This window comes from Mycobacterium sp. 94-17, assembly GCF_035617725.1.
Lineage (GTDB): Bacteria > Actinomycetota > Actinomycetes > Mycobacteriales > Mycobacteriaceae > Mycobacterium.
In genome coordinates, this window is record NZ_JAPIYN010000007.1 from 32,980 (window position 1) to 50,360 (window position 17,381).

14 protein-coding genes and 1 pseudogene are annotated in these 17,381 nt (G+C 64.8%); 5 read left to right on the forward strand and 10 right to left on the reverse strand.

The genetic code is table 11. From position 1 onward, the window contains the following. Position 1: 1 nt before the first annotated feature. From OQ789_RS10390 to OQ789_RS10425, 8 genes are read right to left on the reverse strand one after another with little or no spacing between them, the layout of a single operon-like run. Complete coding sequence (locus OQ789_RS10390; protein WP_324685493.1) at positions 2-1,483, reverse strand: MlaD family protein; 1,482 nt, start codon at positions 1,481-1,483, stop codon at positions 2-4. Beyond that, positions 1,484-2,605, reverse strand: a complete 1,122-nt coding sequence (locus tag OQ789_RS10395; RefSeq protein WP_324685495.1) for an MCE family protein — start codon at positions 2,603-2,605, stop codon at positions 1,484-1,486. Then, entirely contained in the window at positions 2,602-3,972 is a 1,371-nt protein-coding gene (locus OQ789_RS10400) for an MCE family protein (RefSeq protein ID WP_324685497.1), read from the reverse strand. The genes OQ789_RS10395 and OQ789_RS10400 overlap by 4 nt, the downstream gene beginning before the upstream one ends. Continuing rightward, positions 3,969-5,153 carry an MCE family protein gene (locus OQ789_RS10405; protein WP_324685498.1) on the reverse strand — a complete coding sequence of 395 codons (1,185 nt, stop codon included), beginning with the start codon at positions 5,151-5,153 and terminating at the stop codon, positions 3,969-3,971. The genes OQ789_RS10400 and OQ789_RS10405 overlap by 4 nt, the downstream gene beginning before the upstream one ends. Then, positions 5,150-6,178 (reverse strand): MCE family protein, encoded by a 1,029-nt coding sequence (locus OQ789_RS10410; RefSeq protein ID WP_324685500.1) that lies wholly within the window; start codon positions 6,176-6,178, stop codon positions 5,150-5,152. Before OQ789_RS10410 ends, OQ789_RS10405 begins: the two co-directional genes overlap by 4 nt. After that, positions 6,175-7,443, reverse strand: a complete 1,269-nt coding sequence (locus OQ789_RS10415; protein WP_324685502.1) for an MCE family protein — start codon at positions 7,441-7,443, stop codon at positions 6,175-6,177. The genes OQ789_RS10410 and OQ789_RS10415 overlap by 4 nt, the downstream gene beginning before the upstream one ends. A 4-nt stretch (positions 7,444-7,447) precedes the next feature. Beyond that, the gene (locus OQ789_RS10420) at positions 7,448-8,296 is read right to left on the reverse strand and encodes an ABC transporter permease (RefSeq protein ID WP_324685504.1); all 849 of its coding nucleotides are present in this window, start codon (positions 8,294-8,296) and stop codon (positions 7,448-7,450) included. Then, entirely contained in the window at positions 8,293-9,033 is a 741-nt protein-coding gene (locus OQ789_RS10425) for an ABC transporter permease (RefSeq protein ID WP_324685506.1), read from the reverse strand. Before OQ789_RS10425 ends, OQ789_RS10420 begins: the two co-directional genes overlap by 4 nt. Before the next feature lie 643 nt (positions 9,034-9,676). On the opposite strand from OQ789_RS10425, the gene stf0 reads away from it, so the two are divergent. From stf0 to OQ789_RS10440, 3 genes and pseudogenes are all read left to right on the forward strand, one after another. Further along, a complete protein-coding gene (stf0, locus tag OQ789_RS10430; protein WP_324685508.1) occupies positions 9,677-10,480 on the forward strand; it encodes a trehalose 2-sulfotransferase in 804 nt (267 codons plus the stop codon). A 124-nt stretch (positions 10,481-10,604) separates the two neighbouring features. Further along, positions 10,605-10,769 carry a hypothetical protein gene (locus OQ789_RS10435; RefSeq protein WP_324685510.1) on the forward strand — a complete coding sequence of 55 codons (165 nt, stop codon included), beginning with the start codon at positions 10,605-10,607 and terminating at the stop codon, positions 10,767-10,769. After that, positions 10,763-11,893: pseudogene (locus OQ789_RS10440) on the forward strand (YeiH family protein). Before OQ789_RS10435 ends, OQ789_RS10440 begins: the two are co-directional and overlap by 7 nt. A gap of 54 nt (positions 11,894-11,947) precedes the next feature. On the opposite strand, the gene OQ789_RS10445 reads toward OQ789_RS10440, so the two are convergent. Further along, positions 11,948-13,858, reverse strand: coding sequence for a family 2A encapsulin nanocompartment cargo protein cysteine desulfurase (locus tag OQ789_RS10445; RefSeq protein WP_324685512.1), 1,911 nt, complete (start codon positions 13,856-13,858; stop codon positions 11,948-11,950). Continuing rightward, positions 13,845-14,768, reverse strand: a complete 924-nt coding sequence (locus OQ789_RS10450; protein ID WP_324685513.1) for a family 2A encapsulin nanocompartment shell protein — start codon at positions 14,766-14,768, stop codon at positions 13,845-13,847. Before OQ789_RS10450 ends, OQ789_RS10445 begins: the two co-directional genes overlap by 14 nt. A 391-nt stretch (positions 14,769-15,159) precedes the next feature. Between OQ789_RS10450 and OQ789_RS10455 the strand changes: the two genes are divergently transcribed. Together OQ789_RS10455 and cysK are read left to right on the forward strand one after the other, a co-directional pair. Next, positions 15,160-16,446 (forward strand): TQXA domain-containing protein, encoded by a 1,287-nt coding sequence (locus tag OQ789_RS10455; RefSeq protein ID WP_324685514.1) that lies wholly within the window; start codon positions 15,160-15,162, stop codon positions 16,444-16,446. Next, complete coding sequence (cysK, locus tag OQ789_RS10460) at positions 16,447-17,379, forward strand: cysteine synthase A (protein ID WP_324685516.1); 933 nt, start codon at positions 16,447-16,449, stop codon at positions 17,377-17,379. Positions 17,380-17,381 lie beyond the last annotated feature (2 nt).

The following is a 17,381-nucleotide window of genomic DNA, read 5'->3' on the forward strand; positions in this document are numbered from 1 at the left end:
CTCAGGGTTGCGGGACAAGTAGTTGTTGCCAGTTCTTGGCACGCGGGTGGGCGAGGTCCGATTGGGTATAGCGGCGGCCGTCGGGCCCGGTGTAGTCGCCGGTGGCCGGGTCGTAGGTCGCGACCGCGGGCGGCGGGGGTGGCGCGACCGGCGCCGGAGCGGTGCCGCGCGGCGGTGGCAATCGCGGATCCTGCCCCGGCGGGTAGAGCGGCACGCCCTGACCCGAGTAGGTGGCGTTCGGGTCGCCTTTCCAGTTGTAACCGTCGTTGAGCGGCACGTACTCCTCATCGCTTTCGCACAGTTCGACGGTGGGCGCCCGCTTCCACGGCTTGCTCTCACACGGGATATTGCGCACGCCACGGACATTGAACTCCGAGTCTTGCGGCACCCGGCAGAACAGGTCCGCAGCCGGCCGATCCGGCGCATCAACGCTGGCCGGTGAGCGGCGCTGCTGCGGCGGCAGGTAGCCGGTAGTGCACGGCGGCGGCAGGTTGAGGTTGAGGTTGAAGTCCAACTGGGCGCCCCGGTACTCCTGCTTCGTATTCGAACTCGGCACGATGATGGCCGCCATGGCCGCGATGCCCTGCGGGAGCAGCACCAGGAGTTGTTCGATGTCGTGGCGGTAGACCACGGCGATGTCACCGAGGCTTACCAGATTGGCGAACAGCACCGGCAACGCCGGCGCCACCCGGTCCAGTATCGCGCGGCCTTCCTCGATGCCGGAAGTGCCCTGCGTCAACAGATCTCGCACTGCGGCATCCTCCGCCTTGAACTGCGCCATGATGGCCGCGGTGCGGCCGGCCCACGTAGCGATCGCACTCGATGTCTGCACCTGTGAGTTGAGTACCGGCGGCGACTGATCGATGAGGGTGGCCAGCGGGTCGATGGTCTTGCCGCCCGCGATGGCCAGCGCGGTCGACCCGTCGACGATACGGGACAGCTCCGGTCCGAGGCCGCCGACCGCCCGATTGGTCTCGTCGATCACCGTGCGCAAGTTGTCACGTGGAATCGCTTGCAGTGCACGGTTTGTCATGTCGAGCAGGTGCCCGATGTCGACGGGCACATCGACATGGCCCGCGGTGATGACGTCGCCATCGCGCAGCATCCGGGAAGGTTTGCCGTCGTTGCCGGGCAGCGGGGTCAGTTCGATGTACTGCTCGCCGATCGCCGATCGGCTGTGCACCGACGCCTGCACGTCGGACGGCACCTTGACTCCGGATCTCATGGCGAGCACTGCGCGCACGCCGGTGGCGGTGACGCCGACCGACTTGACCTGGCCCACGTCGGTACCGCGGTAGGTGACGACAGAGGTCTGGTAGAGCCCGCCCGATTGCGGCAGATCGACCGTGATTCTGTACTCCCCGACCCCGAACAGCGTGGCGGGCAGCTTCATGAAGTTGAACGCCATTGCGCCACAGGCAACAACGGTCACCAGAGTCAGGATCGACAGCTGGATCCACGTCCGGCGATTCAACCGAAGCATTCAGTATCCCCCGAAATGGTACGGATAGGTCAGCGGGTTTCCCCCGGTGACCGGGCTCGGCTGCATCCCGATGGTGCGGCCCCACTGCAGTTCGAGTTGGGTGAGGTTACCTTCCCATCGCGAGCCGGTGAACAGTCCCTGGTCGATGCGGCTCAACGTCAGATCCACGATCAGGGTGAGGTTGGCGTAATCACCGCGGAACCAATTCCGCACGGTGGATGCCGGCCACGGGTAGGTCGCCAGTCCGTCCAGACCCTTAGTGAGCGAGGGCCCGGCGTCGGCGAGCGAGCGCAGCACCGGTGCGATGTTGCGCAGGTTGTTCACCAGAGATTCCCTACTCTGGTGGATCGTGTCGGCGGCGATCGCGCTGAATTTGCCGACCTGATCGATCGTGTCGGCGATCTTGGTGCGCTCTTTGGCCAAGACGTCCAGGGCTTTGGGCACCGACGTCAGCGCTTTGTCGACGACCGTATCGCCGGCGGCGACCTGGCCCGCCAGGGCGTTGAGATTTTCAGCGGCGGCGATGATGTCGTCGGTCTGATCGTTGGTGCGGGCGATGAACTCGTCGATCTGGGTCAGCAGGCTGCGCATGTCGTTCTCTCGGCCGGCGAATGCTTTGGCGACCGCCTGGGTGATCTCCTGCAGCTGACCGATTCCCCCGCCGTTGAGCAAGATCGACACCGAGGCCAGGGTCTGCTCGGTGGTGGGATACAGGCTCGCGCGCGACAACGGGATGACCGAGCCCGCTTTGAGTCGGCCGACCGGCGGCTCATCTTTGGGTGGCGCAAGTTCGATGTGCATCGAACCGAGCAGGCTCGTTTGCCCGAGCTTGGCGGTCGAATTGGCGGGCAGGTGGACATCGCCGTCGATTCGCATGGTGACGAGCGCATGCCAATCTTGCAGTTCGATCTTGGTGACGTTGCCGACGTTGACGTCGTCAACCCGAACTCTCGTGTTCTCCTGGATGGTGACGACATCGGGCATCTGCGCCTGAATCGTGTAGGAACCCGGCCCGCCACCCGCGGTGCCGGGCAGGCGGAACGAATTCAGGCCGCGCCAGTCACACGCCGAAACGGTAGCGATGCACACCAATCCGAGAATTGCCGCCACCGCGCGTCTCATGACGGTCCTGTCGGAAGCATCAGATCCTGCAGCACCTGAATCGAGTTGGTCGTCGCGGTCGGCGCAGGCGGCGCCTCGGCGGGTTGCGGCTGGTCGGCAGGCGCCGGCTGCACCGCAGGCGCTGGCGGCTCGGCAGGCGTCGGCGGGAGACCGTCCGGCGGCGGAGGCGCTTCTGGCGGCGGTGGCGGCGTGTACCCCGGCCGCAACCAGTCTTCGCTATAGGTGATCTCGCTGGGCCTCGCCTGCGTCCCGACAAACGGGTTGATTCCCGCCGGAATGTAGTTGTAGATACGGCTTTTGATGATCGGGTTGAGGTACTGCAAGCACAGCTTCGACACCCGGGCCAGGCGCGCCCGCGACGCCGCCTCGATCGAGCTGCAGATGAACTGCGGAATGTCGGCGAAGTTGTTCAGTGCCAGGATGCCCGTCATCGCGCTCTGCGCCGGCTGGTAGATGTTCAGAAAGTTCTGGAACACCGTAGGGGCGATGTGCAGGATCTGCTTGATATCACCGCGGCTGTCGTTGAGCGCCGTCGTGATGGAACCCAATCGGTCGAACGTGACACCCGCGGCCTCGCGGTTCTCGGCGAGGAAATCACGCACATCCGTGAGAGCCCCATCCAGGGACTTCAGCGCATTGCCGACTTCGTTGGGAGTGTTCGACAGCAGCGTCGTCACGCCGGCCAGATTCCGGTTGAACGACGCCAGCAGATCGCTGCTGGAATACAGCGCGGACACCAGCAGCTGCAGATTACGCACCGTGCTGAAGATGTCGTCGGCGTGATCGCCGAGCGCTGAAATCGCTTCGGAAAGCTTGATCACGGTGTCGTGGGCGGTGTCTCCCTGGCCGCGCACATTGTCCGCCGCCGAGTCGATGAACTCGCCGACGGAGTTGACGCCGCCGGGGCTGGTCGGCTGCAGAGCATCGGTCAGCTTCTCCAGCTGCTTACGGAAGTCGTCCCATTCGACCGGAACCGCGGTGCGGCTCAGTGGAATCGACGCGCCCGCGCTCAACTTGGGGCCGCCCGAATACGCCGGAACGAGTTGGATTGCCCGCGAGGTCACCAACGACGGCGACAGGATCGCGGCACGGGCGTCGGCCGGGATCGAATACTGCTTGTCGACCGAGAAAGTCACCTTTGAGCTGGCGGGCTGGGGCTCGATCTTGTCGACAACGCCGACGGCGACGCCGAGGATCCGGATCTCGTCACCGACGAACAGGCCATTGGCCTCGGTGAAATACGCCGAGTAGGTGTTCTTTTCGACGTCCTTCCACAGTTTGTTGCCGACCAGGAACGACGCCACGGCCAGTGTCAGGATCAGGCTGGCGGCGGTCGCTTTGCGCAGGGTGCCTCGACTCACTTTCATGGCGAATCGAAATCGTGCGGCGAGGGCGGAGGGATGGTCCGAATGGGTGGCGTCGACGGTGGCGGCGACGGCGGCTGAGACCACAACGGCACCGGCGCGTTCTCCGGCGGCACGGGCGGGGTGCCGGTGGGCGGGTCCACTGCCTCGGACGGCAGCTTCTGGTTGGGGTCCAAGAACCGGTCATACATGTCGGCGTCGAGCACCGGGCCACCGATTTGACCGGGAACCAGGTTGGCGACGTAGGCCTTGAAAAATGGCCCAGAGCCCAGGCATTCGCCGAAGGACATCGCGTACCGCTTGAACTTGGGCAGGGTTTTCTGAATGTCTTCCTTGCGGTTGTCCAGAATCTCCAGCACCCCGTTGAGCTTGTCGAGGGCGGGCTTGAGCTGGGTCCTGTTGTCGTTGACCAGACCGGAGATCTGATGCGACACCGCGGTCAGGTTGTTCATCAGCGCATCCAGCGAATCCCGCTCATCGAGCAGCGCGGCCAGCAGTGCATTGGAGTTCGCCACCAGTCCGGCGATCTGCTGGCTGCGCTTACCCAGCACCGTCGACACCTTGTTGGCATTGCCCAGCAGGTTGCGTAACTGCGCGTCACGACCGTTCAGGGTGTCGGAGAACCGTGCGACCCCCTCCAGCGCGGGCCTCACATCGGTAGGTGTCGCTTTGAGGGTGTTCGCCAATGTCGTGAGAGCCGTCGACAATTGGGCGGTATCCAGGCCGCTGATGGTGGTCGTCAAATCACCCAGAGCGTCGGGCAGCTCATAGGGCGAGGTGGTGCGTTCCAGTGGAATGGTGCCCGAAAGTTGCCCGTTGCCGCGCGGAGTCAGCTCGAGCATCTTGGCGCCCAGAATCGTCTCGGTCTTGATCGCCGCCTCCGTGCGGTCGCCCAGCTCGACGCCCTTGCGCACGGTGAAGCCCACGCGAACCTTGGTTCCCTCCAGGCGAAGGTCGGAGACCCGCCCCACGCCCATGCCCGAAACCCGGACGGTATTACCCGGTTTGATGCCGCCGGCCTCGGCGAAGTAGGCCGCGTAGTCGTCGGTGTTCTTGATGAACGGCAGTTTGTTGTACTGAAAGGCGACGACGGTCACGCAGGCCAGGATGACGGTTCCCATCACGCCCAACATGAACGGGCTTCGCCGGTCGGCCGATTTGACCTTGGGTAGTTTCAACCTCATTTCGGTGTGCACCGCCCACTGGGCTGGCCCAACAGTTTGACGAAGATCGGGTTGCCCCCTTTACCGTTCAGCTTGAGCAATACCTCGCAGAAATAGAAGCCGAAGTAATCGCCGTTGAGGCCCTGCCGAGCGAGCACCTGATAGATGTCCGGGAGGTCGGTGAGAAGTTTGTCGACGTATTCTCTGTCGGAGAGCACTTGCCCGGACACGCGATCCGTCTCGTGCACAACATCTTTGATCGGCTGGCGGGACTGGGCGAGCAGGTCGGTGATCGAGCCGGCGGCCGCATTGATGTAGGCGAGGCCGGTGGAGATGTCGTTCCTGCGCTGCGCCAGCCCGTCCACCAACTGGGCCAACTTGTCCACAGCTTCGGAGAACTCACGGTCGCGTGTGGCGAAGGTGTGCAGCACGGTGTTCAGGTTGGTGATCAGTTGGCCGATCAGCTCGCTGCGCCCGGCCAAGGTCGAGGTCAGTATCGAGGTTTGCGACAACACCGACGAAAGCGTCCCGCCCTGCCCCTGGAATATCCGCAACAGTTGACCGGACAGGGCGTTGACCTGATCGGGATCCAATGCGCGGAACAAGGGGCGAAAGCCCCCGATCAGTGCGTCGAGGTCGAGTGCGGGCGACGTACGTGCCAGCGGAATGGTCGCGCCCTGGGGCAACCGCCGCGGCGTCCCGGGACCCTCTTCGAGCGCGAGATAGCGGTCACCGATCAAGTTTTCGTAGCGCACGACCGCCCTGGTGCCCTCACTGAGGCGCACGCCCTTGTCCACTTCGAATCCGACGGTGACCGTGCCGTCATGGTGCAGGCTCAGGTCGCCGACCTTGCCGACTTCCACCCCGGCGATGCGCACGAAGTTGCCGGACTTCAAACCAGAGATGTTGGTGAAGATCGCGCGATAGCCGGTGCGGTCCTCGAAGCGCAACTGCCCGAAGACTGCGACGAGCGCAAAGGTGAACAGCAGGCAGACCGCGGTGAAGATCGCGACCCGCAAGATGATGCTGGATAGCTTCTTTCTCATGGCGGCGGCTGCCCCCCACGCCAGAAGTAGCGTGGCGCTTCCGGAGGGTTCTTGGTGGTCGGGAACCAGTTGGCCCACCACGGATTACCCGCGGCCACATTGGTGCGGATCTCGTTGGGGGCCGCCCCCCATCCGGTATCGGTCACCAGCGCACGCACTGGGAAGTTCGCACTGGGATCGGGCAGCGAACCGCAGCTCGGTCTGCCGCCAGGGCCGCCGGTGGCGTTGACCTTGGGCAGGTGTTTCGGGAACCGGTAAGGGTCGTCACCGAAAAGCAGCGCAGCGTCCAGGATTACCGAATATCCGTTGCCGCCCAAGGCATCTCGGCCACCGTGGTCAACATACCACTGGGCACCCTGGAAAAGGCACGTGTAGGTCGGTGAGTACTTCTGTAACAGCGCCATGGTCGGGTCGAGCAGGTTCATGGACCGCACGATATTCGATTCGTTGCGGCCGATCACGTTGATGCCGGTCTGGCTGAAGCCGATCGCCGACAGCAAGAGCGAGTCCAGCGAACGCTGGTCGTCCGTGATGGTCGCGCTGGTCGTCGTCGCCGAATCCAGGATCGACAGAATGTTCTGTGCCGCATCCGAATAGATGGCGGTGGTCTTGCCGAACAGCCGCCAGTCTTTATCGATCGTATCCATCCGAGGATTGACGGTAAGAAGCACGTTATTGGCATCGGTGATTGCTTGCCCGATCCGATCGCCCTTACCACGCACCGATTGCGCAAATGCCGACAAGATGGCGTTCAGCTTTGCCGGGTCTAGTGCCTGGACTACCGACTGCAGATTCTGGAAAACCGTGTTGACCTCCACGGTGACGTTGCGGGAATGCAGTGTCGCGCCGGGCTTCAGGGATGTGGTGCTGGCATGGTCGGGAACGATCAGATCGACATATTTGGATCCGAATGCGGTGGTCGACTTGATCTCGGCTTCGAGGTTGCTCGGCAGATACTTGAAGGCGTCCGGTTGTATCTTCAGTTGCAGCCGAGCGGTCTTCACATCGGTGCCGATCAACGCGACCTGGCCGACCTGGACGCCGCGCAGTTTGACCTTGGCCCCATCTTCCATCACCAGGCCTGCCCGGTCCGACACCAGTGTGAGCGGAACGAAGGTCTGGAATTCGCCGGAAAACGCCCCCGCCGTCATCGCGATCAGGCCGCCAACCAGGATGAACAGCGTTGGCGCCCACCAGATTGGATCGATCTTGCTATGGCGGGCTCGGTTTCGCTGCGATGGCCCGCCGTCCCGGTGATTACTCATATGGTTATCCCGACAGGTTGAAGTTGCCGGATTGGCCGTAGACGGACAGCGAAATCATCAGGCACACAAATGCCGTGACGATCATCGATGACCGTACCGAGCGCCCGACCGCCTCGCCCACGCCGGCTGGACCACCCGTCGCGGTGAAACCGTAGTAGGTATGCACGACCATCACGCCCGCTGCCATGGTCAGCGCTGACAAAAACGACCACAACAAATCGTTGGGATGCAGGAACGTGGAGAAGTAGTGCTCGTAGACGCCTCGTGACTGGCCGTAGACATAGATCGTGAGCATTTTCGCCGCGATGAACGACGCCAGGACTGCGACGGCATAGAGCGGGATGACGACCAGGATGCCGGCAATGATCCGGGTCGACGCCAGGTAGGTGACCGCGCGGATCCCCATGACCTCCAACGCGTCGATCTCCTCATTGATGCGCATCGCACCCAGTTGCGCCGTCGCACCCGCACCGATCGTGGCCGCCAGCGCCAAGCCGGCCGTGCAGGGCGCGATCATCCGGACGTTCAAGAACGCCGACAGAAAGCCGGTGAGTGCCTCGACGCCGACGTTGGACAGCGTGTCGTAGCCCTGCACCGCGACCAAGGCACCGGTGGTCAAAGTCAAGAAGCCGATGATGCCCACCGTGCCGCCGATGACGGCCAAAGCGCCAGTGCCCATGCCCATCTCGGCTATCAGGCGCAGCAGTTCTCCCGGGTAACGCCGTACCGCATCAACGATGGCTGCTAAGGACTGCCCGTAGAAGGCGGTCTGCTCACCCAGCTTGCGAGTGGAATCCGTGAGCCGGGGACCGAGGGTGACGAACCAGGACGGCTCGCGCGCGGCATCGGTCATTTGGCCGTCACCTTCACACCGAGCGCGGTGGTGAGAATGTTGATGAAGAACAAGGCCATGAACGAGAAGACCACGGTCTCGTTAACCGCGTTACCGACGCCGGTCGGGCCACCGCCCACCGACAAGCCCTTGTAGCAGGCGATCAGGCCCGCGGACAATCCGAACAGGGTTGCCTTGATCAGCGAGATCACCACCTGCGGCAACCCGGTGACCAGTGTCATCCCAGCAACAAAGGCGCCGGGCGTGACGTGCTGAACGTAGACGACAAAGATGTAGCTGCCGACCAACCCGGTCACCGCGACCACGGAGTACAGCAGAACCGCGACGAAAGTGGCGGCGATGATGCGCGGGACCACCAGCGCCTGAACCGGATTCACGCCGATCACCTTCATCGCGTCGATTTCCTCGCGGATGGTCCGTGCGCCCAGGTCTGCGCACATGGCGGTCGACCCGGCGCCCGAGACGACCATCGCAGTGACGACCGGCCCGACCTGGGTTACCGAGGCCAGGCCCGCACCGGCGCCCGAGAGATCACCCGCACCGATCTCCACAAGCAAGATATTGAGCACGAACACGATGAGCACCGTGTACGGGATCGACAACATGATGGTCGGAAAAATAGAAACTCGGGCGACGAACCAAATCTGCTCGAGAACTTCACGCCAGGCCCAGGGTCCGCGCACCGCTGCCACCAACGCCTCGGCGCTGAGCAAAAAGAATTGGCCCAGCGCGTTCATGGGCCTCGCGAGGGTCGCCGCCCTTACGCTGTTTGCCCATCCCGATGGCGGTCCCTGACTCAAACCCGACCCCCATGTTCGTAACAACATCTACGCGTTCACAATCGCTGGCCCTAGGGCAAGCAGCACAGCTTTTGCGCACCTGTCTGCTTGAGCGCACTAGATGCAGGGAACCTACGGGCAAGACGATGCCCGGCGTTAGGTTTGCAATCAACAAGAAAAAATGTGGGTAGGGCCCGCTACGCCTGAGCCGATAGCCCTATCGAGGAGATCGGCAGGCCGTTGGCCTGCAAAAGTGTTGGTACCGGCCTGGCGCGGCAGTCGTACAGCGGCGGGCGCCAGAGACGGACCGACGCCCGACCGGTGGGGCACGCAGGCGGCGCGGCAGACCCCCGGGTGAGGCGGGGTACCCACGCAAAACGATATGTGACGCAGCGCTTCCCCATGCAGCACGGATTTCGCCGCTTGCGCGGCTGTCCGCCCGCACCGAAACCAGATGAGCACCCACGGCCACCGTCCCGTTCGGCTGTCGTCGCCGAACGCCACGGTCCGGGCAACTTTGCTTCGCCGCAAGGGTTTCCTTCAGCCTGACCACAATCGCGCTGCCCGGATAAGACCTCGGCAATGTGGATAGACTCTGCCGGTGACAGGTACCCCGTCGTCATATCTCGTGTTGGCGTCGCAGCGCAGCGGCAGCACGCTGCTGGTCGAGTCGTTGCGCGCCACCGGCGTGGCCGGCGAACCGCAGGAGTTCTTCCAATACCTTCCGTCCACCAGCCAGTCTCCCCAGCCGCGGGAGTGGTTCGCCGGCGTCGAGGACGAGTCGATTCTCAGCCTGCTCGATCCGCTGGACGTCGGGACGCCGGACCTGGCGCCGCCCGAGATCTGGCGGGCCTACATCCGTACCGTCGGACGGACCCCGAACGGCGTGTGGGGCGGCAAGCTGATGTGGAACCAGACGCCGCTGCTGCTGGACCGTGCCAAGAACCTGCCGGATCGCAGTGGCGACAGCCTCCTGGCCGCGATCACCGATGTGGTCGGCGAGCGGCCGCTGCTGATTCACGTCTACCGGCCCGACGTGATTTCGCAGGCGGTGTCGTTTTGGCGGGCGGTGCAGACGCGGGTGTGGCGAGGCAGGCCCGACCCGGTTCGGGACGCGCGCGCCACCTATCACGCCGGAGCGATCGCCCACGTGGTGAGCATGCTGCGCGCGCAGGAAGAGGGCTGGCGAAACTGGTTCGCCGAAGAAGGCATCGAGCCCATGGACATTTCGTATCCGGTGTTGTGGCGCAACCTGACTCAGGTGGTCGGATCCATCCTCGAGGCACTGGGCCTGGACCCGCAGCTGGCGCCCGAGCCGGTGCTGGAGCGCCAGGCCGACCAGCGCTCCGATGAGTGGGTGGACCGCTACCGCGTCGACGCCGAAAAGCACGGTCTACCAACCTGATCGACCGGCAGAGCTAGATTCAGCCCGAGCCAATCACTTGGCTGCGGAGCGCACGGACGCCACCATTCGGAGTCAACGGGTGCGGCGCACAGACGCCGCCATCAGCGCTTGAGGAGCGGTCATCGTGGGTGAAGGCGTGCCAATTGACGGGGAGGATCCCGACGCTTCGCAGGGGGCGGAGTGGGCGGCCCGGCTCGGTTCGGTGTCGGTGGACTGGTGGGCGACCGCGGTGGCGGGCGTGCTCGTCGCGTTGGCCGTGGCCAACGTGCTCCCGAAGATCCCCTGGTGATCGGCGTGAGCACAGTCCAGGCCCAGCCTGACGAAACCTCGGCCGAATCCACCTTCTCCAGCACCCGTCCGCTCGACTATGTGCCGGGCATCCTGCTGCTGATCGGCGTCGGGGTCTTGGGCAAGTACGCCCAGATCTGGTGGAACGCACTGGCCAAGCACCAGCACTGGACCGTGCCCGACATCGAATACGTGTTGTGGGCCATCGTGATCGGGTTGCTCATCACCAACACCGTCGGCCTGCACCCGATCTTTCGGCCCGGCGTGCTGACCTACGAATTCTGGCTCAAGGTCGGCATCGTGGCGCTCGGTTCGCGATTCGTGCTGGGCGACATCGCCAAGCTCGGCGGGATCAGCCTGGTGTAGATCCTGGTGGACATGGCCATTGCCGGAACGATCATCATCGTGGTGGCCCGCGTCTTCGGGTTATCGGGCAAGCTCGGCTCGCTGCTGGCGATCGGCACGTCCATCTGCGGGGTGTCCGCCATCGTGGCGGCCAAGGGCGCGATCCGGGCCCGTAATTCCGATGTCAGCTACGCGATCGCGGCGATCCTGGCGCTGGGCGCGGTGTCCCTGTTCGTGTTGCCGCCGCTGGGGCATGCGATCGGCCTCAGTGATCACGAATTCGGTTTGTGGGCAGGGCTTTCCGTGGACAACACCGCCGAAACCACCGCCACCGGATACCTGTACTCCGACCATGCCGGCAAGATCGCGGTGCTGGTGAAGTCGACCCGCAACGCGCTGATCGGGTTCGTCGTGCTGGGCTTCGCGCTGTTCTGGGCGGGTCGGGGGCAGGCCGACGAGATCGCGCGGGGCGCCGGGGCCAAGGCCGCGTTCATCTGGAGCAAGTTCCCGAAATTCGTCCTCGGCTTCCTGGTGGTCTCGGCGATCGCCACCGCGGGCTGGCTGACCAAGGGCCAAACCGCCAACCTCGCCAACGTCTCGAAATGGGCGTTCCTGCTGACCTTCGCCGGTGTGGGGCTCAACACCGATATCCGTCAGATCGCGCGCACCGGGTGGCGTCCGCTGGTGGTCGCGGTCATCGGGCTCACCGTCGTCGCGACGGTCTCCCTGGGCATCGTGCTGCTGACGTCACGCGTATTCGGTTGGGGTACAGGAACTTAGAAACACGAGTGTGGCCCGGGCGCTAGAACCGGGCCACACTCGTCGAGCGACCATTCAGCCGACGTTGGCGCCGCCCTCGGCGATCCGGCGCACCGCCCGCAGGAAGACGTCGATCTCCTCGAACGTGTTGTAGAACGCGAATGAGGGACGAACCGTAGCCTCCAGTCCGAGACGCCGTAGGGCAGGTTGCGCGCAGTGGTGACCGGCCCGAACCGCGATGCCTTCCGCGTTGAGTGCCTTGCCGACTTCAAGCGGCTCATGTCCCTCGAGCACGAACGACAGCACGCTGGCCTTCTCTTCCGCGGTACCCACCAGGCGAACTCCGGGGATATCGGCAAGGCGCGGCGTCGCATACTCCAGCAGCGCATGCTCGTAGGCGGCGACGCGCTCTACACCCAGCCGCTGCACATACCGCAGCGCCTCGGTGAGCCCGACGGCGTCGGCGATGTTCCCGGTGCCGGCCTCGAACTTGGTCGGCGGCCCCTGATACAGCGAGCGTTCGATCGTGACGTCGGCGATCATGTGGCCGCCACCCTGCCACGGCGGCGTCTCGGTCAGCGCTTCCTCAGTGCCGTAGAGCGCACCGATCCCTGTGGGACCGTAGATCTTGTGTCCGGAGAACACGAAGAAGTCGGCACCGAGTTCGGCGACGTCGAGAGGAATGTGCTGAATCGACTGGGCACCGTCAATCAGCACCTTGGCGCCGTAGCGGTGGCCCAGCTCGACAATCTTGTCCACCGGCACCACCGTGCCCAATGCGTTGGACACCTGGCTGGCCGAGACCAGCTTCGTTCTCGGCCCCAGCAGTTGCTCGAACTCGCCGAGCAGGAGGTTGCCCGCATCGTCGATCGGGGCGACCTTGAGAATCGCACCCGTTTTCTGCGAGATCAGTTGCCAGGGAACGATATTGGCGTGGTGCTCGAGGTGCGTGATGACGATCTCGTCACCGGGCTGCAGATGCTTGCCGCCCCAGGCATGAGCCACCAGGTTGATCGCTTCGGTAGTGCCGCGCACGAACACGATGTTCTCCGGCGATGGCGCGCCGATGAAATCGGCTACTGTGTCCCGTGCCTCCTCGTAGGCATCCGTCGCCCGGGCCGCCAATTCGTGCGCGGCGCGGTGGATGTTGGAGTTCTCGTGGGTGTAGAACCGCACCAGCCGGTCGATCACAACCTGTGGCTTCTGAGTGGTCGCCGCGTTGTCGAACCAGATCAGCGGTTTGCCGTTGACCGTCTCCTTGAGGATCGGAAAGTCGGCCCGGATAGCGTTGACATCGAAAATCTCGTGCTCGTCCGGCAGTCGAGGCACCGGGCCGGCCGCGGTGAGGAAGTGATAGGTGTACTCGCTATCGGACGGCGCGTCGAGCGCTTCCGGCGCGGCGGGAACCGCACCGGACCAGCCCAGGTCACCAACCGACGGTGCATCGGGATGCCAACCGATCCCCGAATACGGCGCCGAACCCCGTGGTGCGACCGGTGCGCTCGGCGGTGCTCCGGCCAGCACACCGGGCACCGTCGGAACGATGCCGGTAGTAGGGACCTCGAACGCGGTCAGATCGCCGATGCCGGGCGGCAGGTACGGGTCGGCGATGCTACCGACCGCCTGCGCACCCGACGGCGCTGCCGTCGTATCCGGCAGGTTGCCGCGCGGGGCAACCGGTACCGCCTGCGGTGGCGGTTCGGGCTCGGGAGACGTCGGAGCGGGGACGTAGATGTCCTTGACACCAATGAGCGGAAGCGGCGCCGAATACAGATCGGTGCTGCCCGCCGCGGTCTGCCCGGCCGAGGTGGCCGCCGTCGCGTCCGGCGCACTGCCGCGCGGGGCGACCGGCGCCGACTGCGGCGGGCTGTCCGGACCCGGCCGGATGCTCGCCGCGTACAGCTGGCTGGCCAGCGCCGCGAGTTCCGCCGCGCCCAGGGGCAGGTCGCTTTCGGCGTCTACCGCTCGGTACTCACTTGTACTCATGGAACTGGTCCACAGCGACGTCTTCGAGCACGGCGAGCGCGTCGTCGGTGAGGACAGCCAAGGACGTGTACAGCGTCACCAGGTAGCGCGCGATCGCCTGCTGGTTGATGCCGGTGAACCGCACCGACAGGCCCGGCGCCTGCTCCCCTACCAGGCCCGGCTGGAAGAGGCCGACCACGCCCTGGCGCTCCTCACCGGTGCGCACCAGGATGAACTTGGTCTTGCCGTCCTCGACCGGCACCTTGTCCGACGGGATTAGCGGGATGCCACGCCAGGTGATGAACTGCGCCCCGAACAGGCTCACCACCACCGGCGGCACGCCTCGGTAGGTGGCCTCGCGGCCGAATGCGGCGATGCCTTGCGGGTGGGTCAGGAAAAAGCTCGGCGTCTTCCACACCCGCGTGATGAGCGCGTCCAGGTCGTCCGGTGTCGGCGCACCACCGAGTGTCTGAATCGTCTGCTCCGGGGTCACCTGCGACAGCAGCCCATATTCCGGGCTGTTGATCAGTTCGAATTCCTGGCGCTCTTTGATCGTCTCAATGGTCAGCCGTAGCTGCTGGGTGACCTGGTCATGCGGGCTGGAGTAGAGATCCGAAACCCGGGTGCTGATATCGAGCAGCGTGGAGATGTTACGCAGCGTGTACTCGCGCGGGCTGGTCTCGTAGTCGACGAAGGTCTCCGAGAGCGGGGTGTCAAGGGCGGCGCCCTCTTGCGCCGTCACGGCGACCTGTTCGGGGTTGACCACCCGGTTCACCCGGTAGATCCCGGCCTCCACCGGGACCCAGCCGAGCAGGTGCAGCAGCCAGCGCGGCGTGATCGTCGAGAGCTGGGGGACTGTCTTGGTCGCGTTGGCAAGTTGCCTGGCAGCGAGATCGCCAAGTGTCTGAGACTCGTTTTGAGCGGACGTCATCGTGGCCCTTTCGTACTTGGTCGAATTGTGCGGCCGGTTCGGGCGGATCCATCGTCCCCCACCAGACGCTGATCCGCGCGCCGAGCCTAGGCAACGTTATGCCCTGCCGAGAAGGTTTAGGGCCGCGATGAGCGAAACGAGTCGACACGGGCTGATGCCCTATAGTGAGGGACATGCAACACCCCGCACAGCTGTGCTTTGTCCCGTCGCGCTGCGTCGCCGTGGACTGTTGTTGCTGTTGTTGCTGTTGTTGCTGTTGTTGATTTCCGCGAGCCTTCTGACGCTGTAGAAATCCCCGCGCAGCCCATTTTTCGGGCGGTACAGCCGGGTCATCGCCCGGTGGTGTGCAGACGCGGGCCCATGGCAAGCCCTTCAGGAAGATCAACGACGCATGACCATGTTGTCCGAGCCCAACCGTGCCCTGGCCCCGGTAGCGACCCGCCGGCGTTCCGTGGTCCGGCCCACCACCGCGCTGCACCGCATGACTCGATACCGGGGCGGCACCTATTCCCACACCGTCGACCGGGTCGTGTTCACCGACGAGAGTTGGGCGCGCACCGACCTGATCAGGCTCAACCCGAACGTGCACGCCTACTCGCTGGATTTCGCCGGCATCGCGCCGCAGCACCCGTCGCGCTACCGCGTCGACACCTGGTCCGCCCTGCCGCATCTGCGCGCGTCTGGCCACGAAGCCGAGGTCGACTGGATCCTGCGGCACTCGTTTCCGATGCGTACCACCACCGAACTGAGCCGGCACGTGCGCGGGGCCGGTTTTCCGCTGGGCGCGGCCAACATCAACGAGCACGAGGCGATCGCGGCGACGCAGGCCGCGATCTGGTTTCTCACCAATGGCCTGGCCCTGGACACGCGGCCGCTCAACGTGCCCGTCGCGGTCGACCGCACCGGCGGAGACGTCCTCACGTTCGAGTTCGACGGCGCACCGCAGCTCGGCGGCTACTCGTTCTGGATCGCCGCATCCTCGGACACCACGGTTCGGCTGCAGAAATCAGCCAATCGCGTTGACTGGCAAGATATTTCGGGATCACGTATCGACGTGGGCCCGGGGCAGGGCCGCCATCGACGCACGTTGGGCGAAGGCAGCACACTGTCGTCGGCGAGCCACGGCCGCGGTGGGCGCGGGTACCGGTACTACCGGTTGGTCGCGCATTCCGAGGCGGGCACGCTCAGCATCGAGCATGTCAGCTTCCGGCTCACCGGGACGCGCCACTACCGCAACTCCGACAAGGTCGTGCATCTGTACAACTACCTGCTCGCACACGCGCGAAACGCCGCACACCACACGGAGGAAGCCCTGCTGGTCGATCACCACGCCACCGCGGATTCGGGGATCGTAGGACCGTTTCAGGTACGAATCCCGCTGCTGCTCAGCGCCCGCGACGGTCACCGGCTGGTGGACGCGGACGGCTTCGCCGTCGGCGGCGTGCTGGCACCCGGAACGGACTTCTACGTACGCCGGGCGCCCGGCATGTCGGGAATAACGCTTACCGCGCAAACCGTTGGCGATCCGCATGGACGGGTACTCACCGGAGTGGCGCTCGATGAAGCGTCGCAACGCTTCACCCCGGTAGCGCTAGCCATCCCCACCGAGATGAACATAGAGTTCGATATCAGCTGGCAGGCCGAGGCCTGGTCCTACGTCGTCGGAGACAATAGGTAGATGAGCATCGCGGAGAACGTCACCCAATTGATCGGTAACACCCCGCTGGTCCGGCTGAACCGGGTCACCGAAGGTGCGGTCGCCGACGTCGTCGCCAAGCTGGAATTCTTCAACCCGGGCAACAGTGTCAAGGACCGCATCGGGGTCGCGATGATCGACGCGGCTGAGCAAGCGGGCCTGATCAAACCGGACACGATCATTCTCGAACCGACGAGCGGCAACACCGGCATCGCCCTGGCGCTGGTGGCCGCCGCCCGCGGCTACCACTGCGTGCTGACCATGCCGGAGACGATGAGCGTCGAGCGACGAATGTTGTTGCGCGCCTTGGGTGCCGAGATCATCTTGACCCCGGGTTCCGAGGGCATGCCGGGCGCCATCGCCAAGGCCGAGGAGTTGGCGAAGAGCGACCAACGGTATTTCGTGCCACAGCAATTCGAGAACAAGGCCAACCCCGCGATCCACCGCGCCACCACCGCGGAGGAAGTGTGGCGCGACACCGACGGCAAAGTCGACATCTTCGTCTCCGGCGTGGGCACCGGCGGCACCATCACCGGGGTGGCACAGGTGATCAAGGAGCGCAAGCCCTCAGCGCAATTCATCGCCGTGGAGCCGGCGGCGTCGCCGGTGCTGTCCGGCGGCCAGAAAGGGCCGCACCCCATCCAGGGCCTCGGCGCCGGGTTCGTCCCGCCCGTGCTCGCGACGGATCTGGTCGACGAGGTGATCACCGTCGGCAACGAGGAGTCCATGACCCTGGCCCGGCGACTGGCCGCGGAAGAGGGACTGCTGGTCGGCATCTCCTCGGGCGCGGCGGTGGTCGCGGCCCTGCAGGTGGCCCACCGTCCCGAGAACGCCGGAAAGCTCGTCGTCGTGGTGCTGCCCGACTTCGGCGAGCGCTACCTCAGCACGCCGTTGTTCGCCGACCTGGCAGATTAACC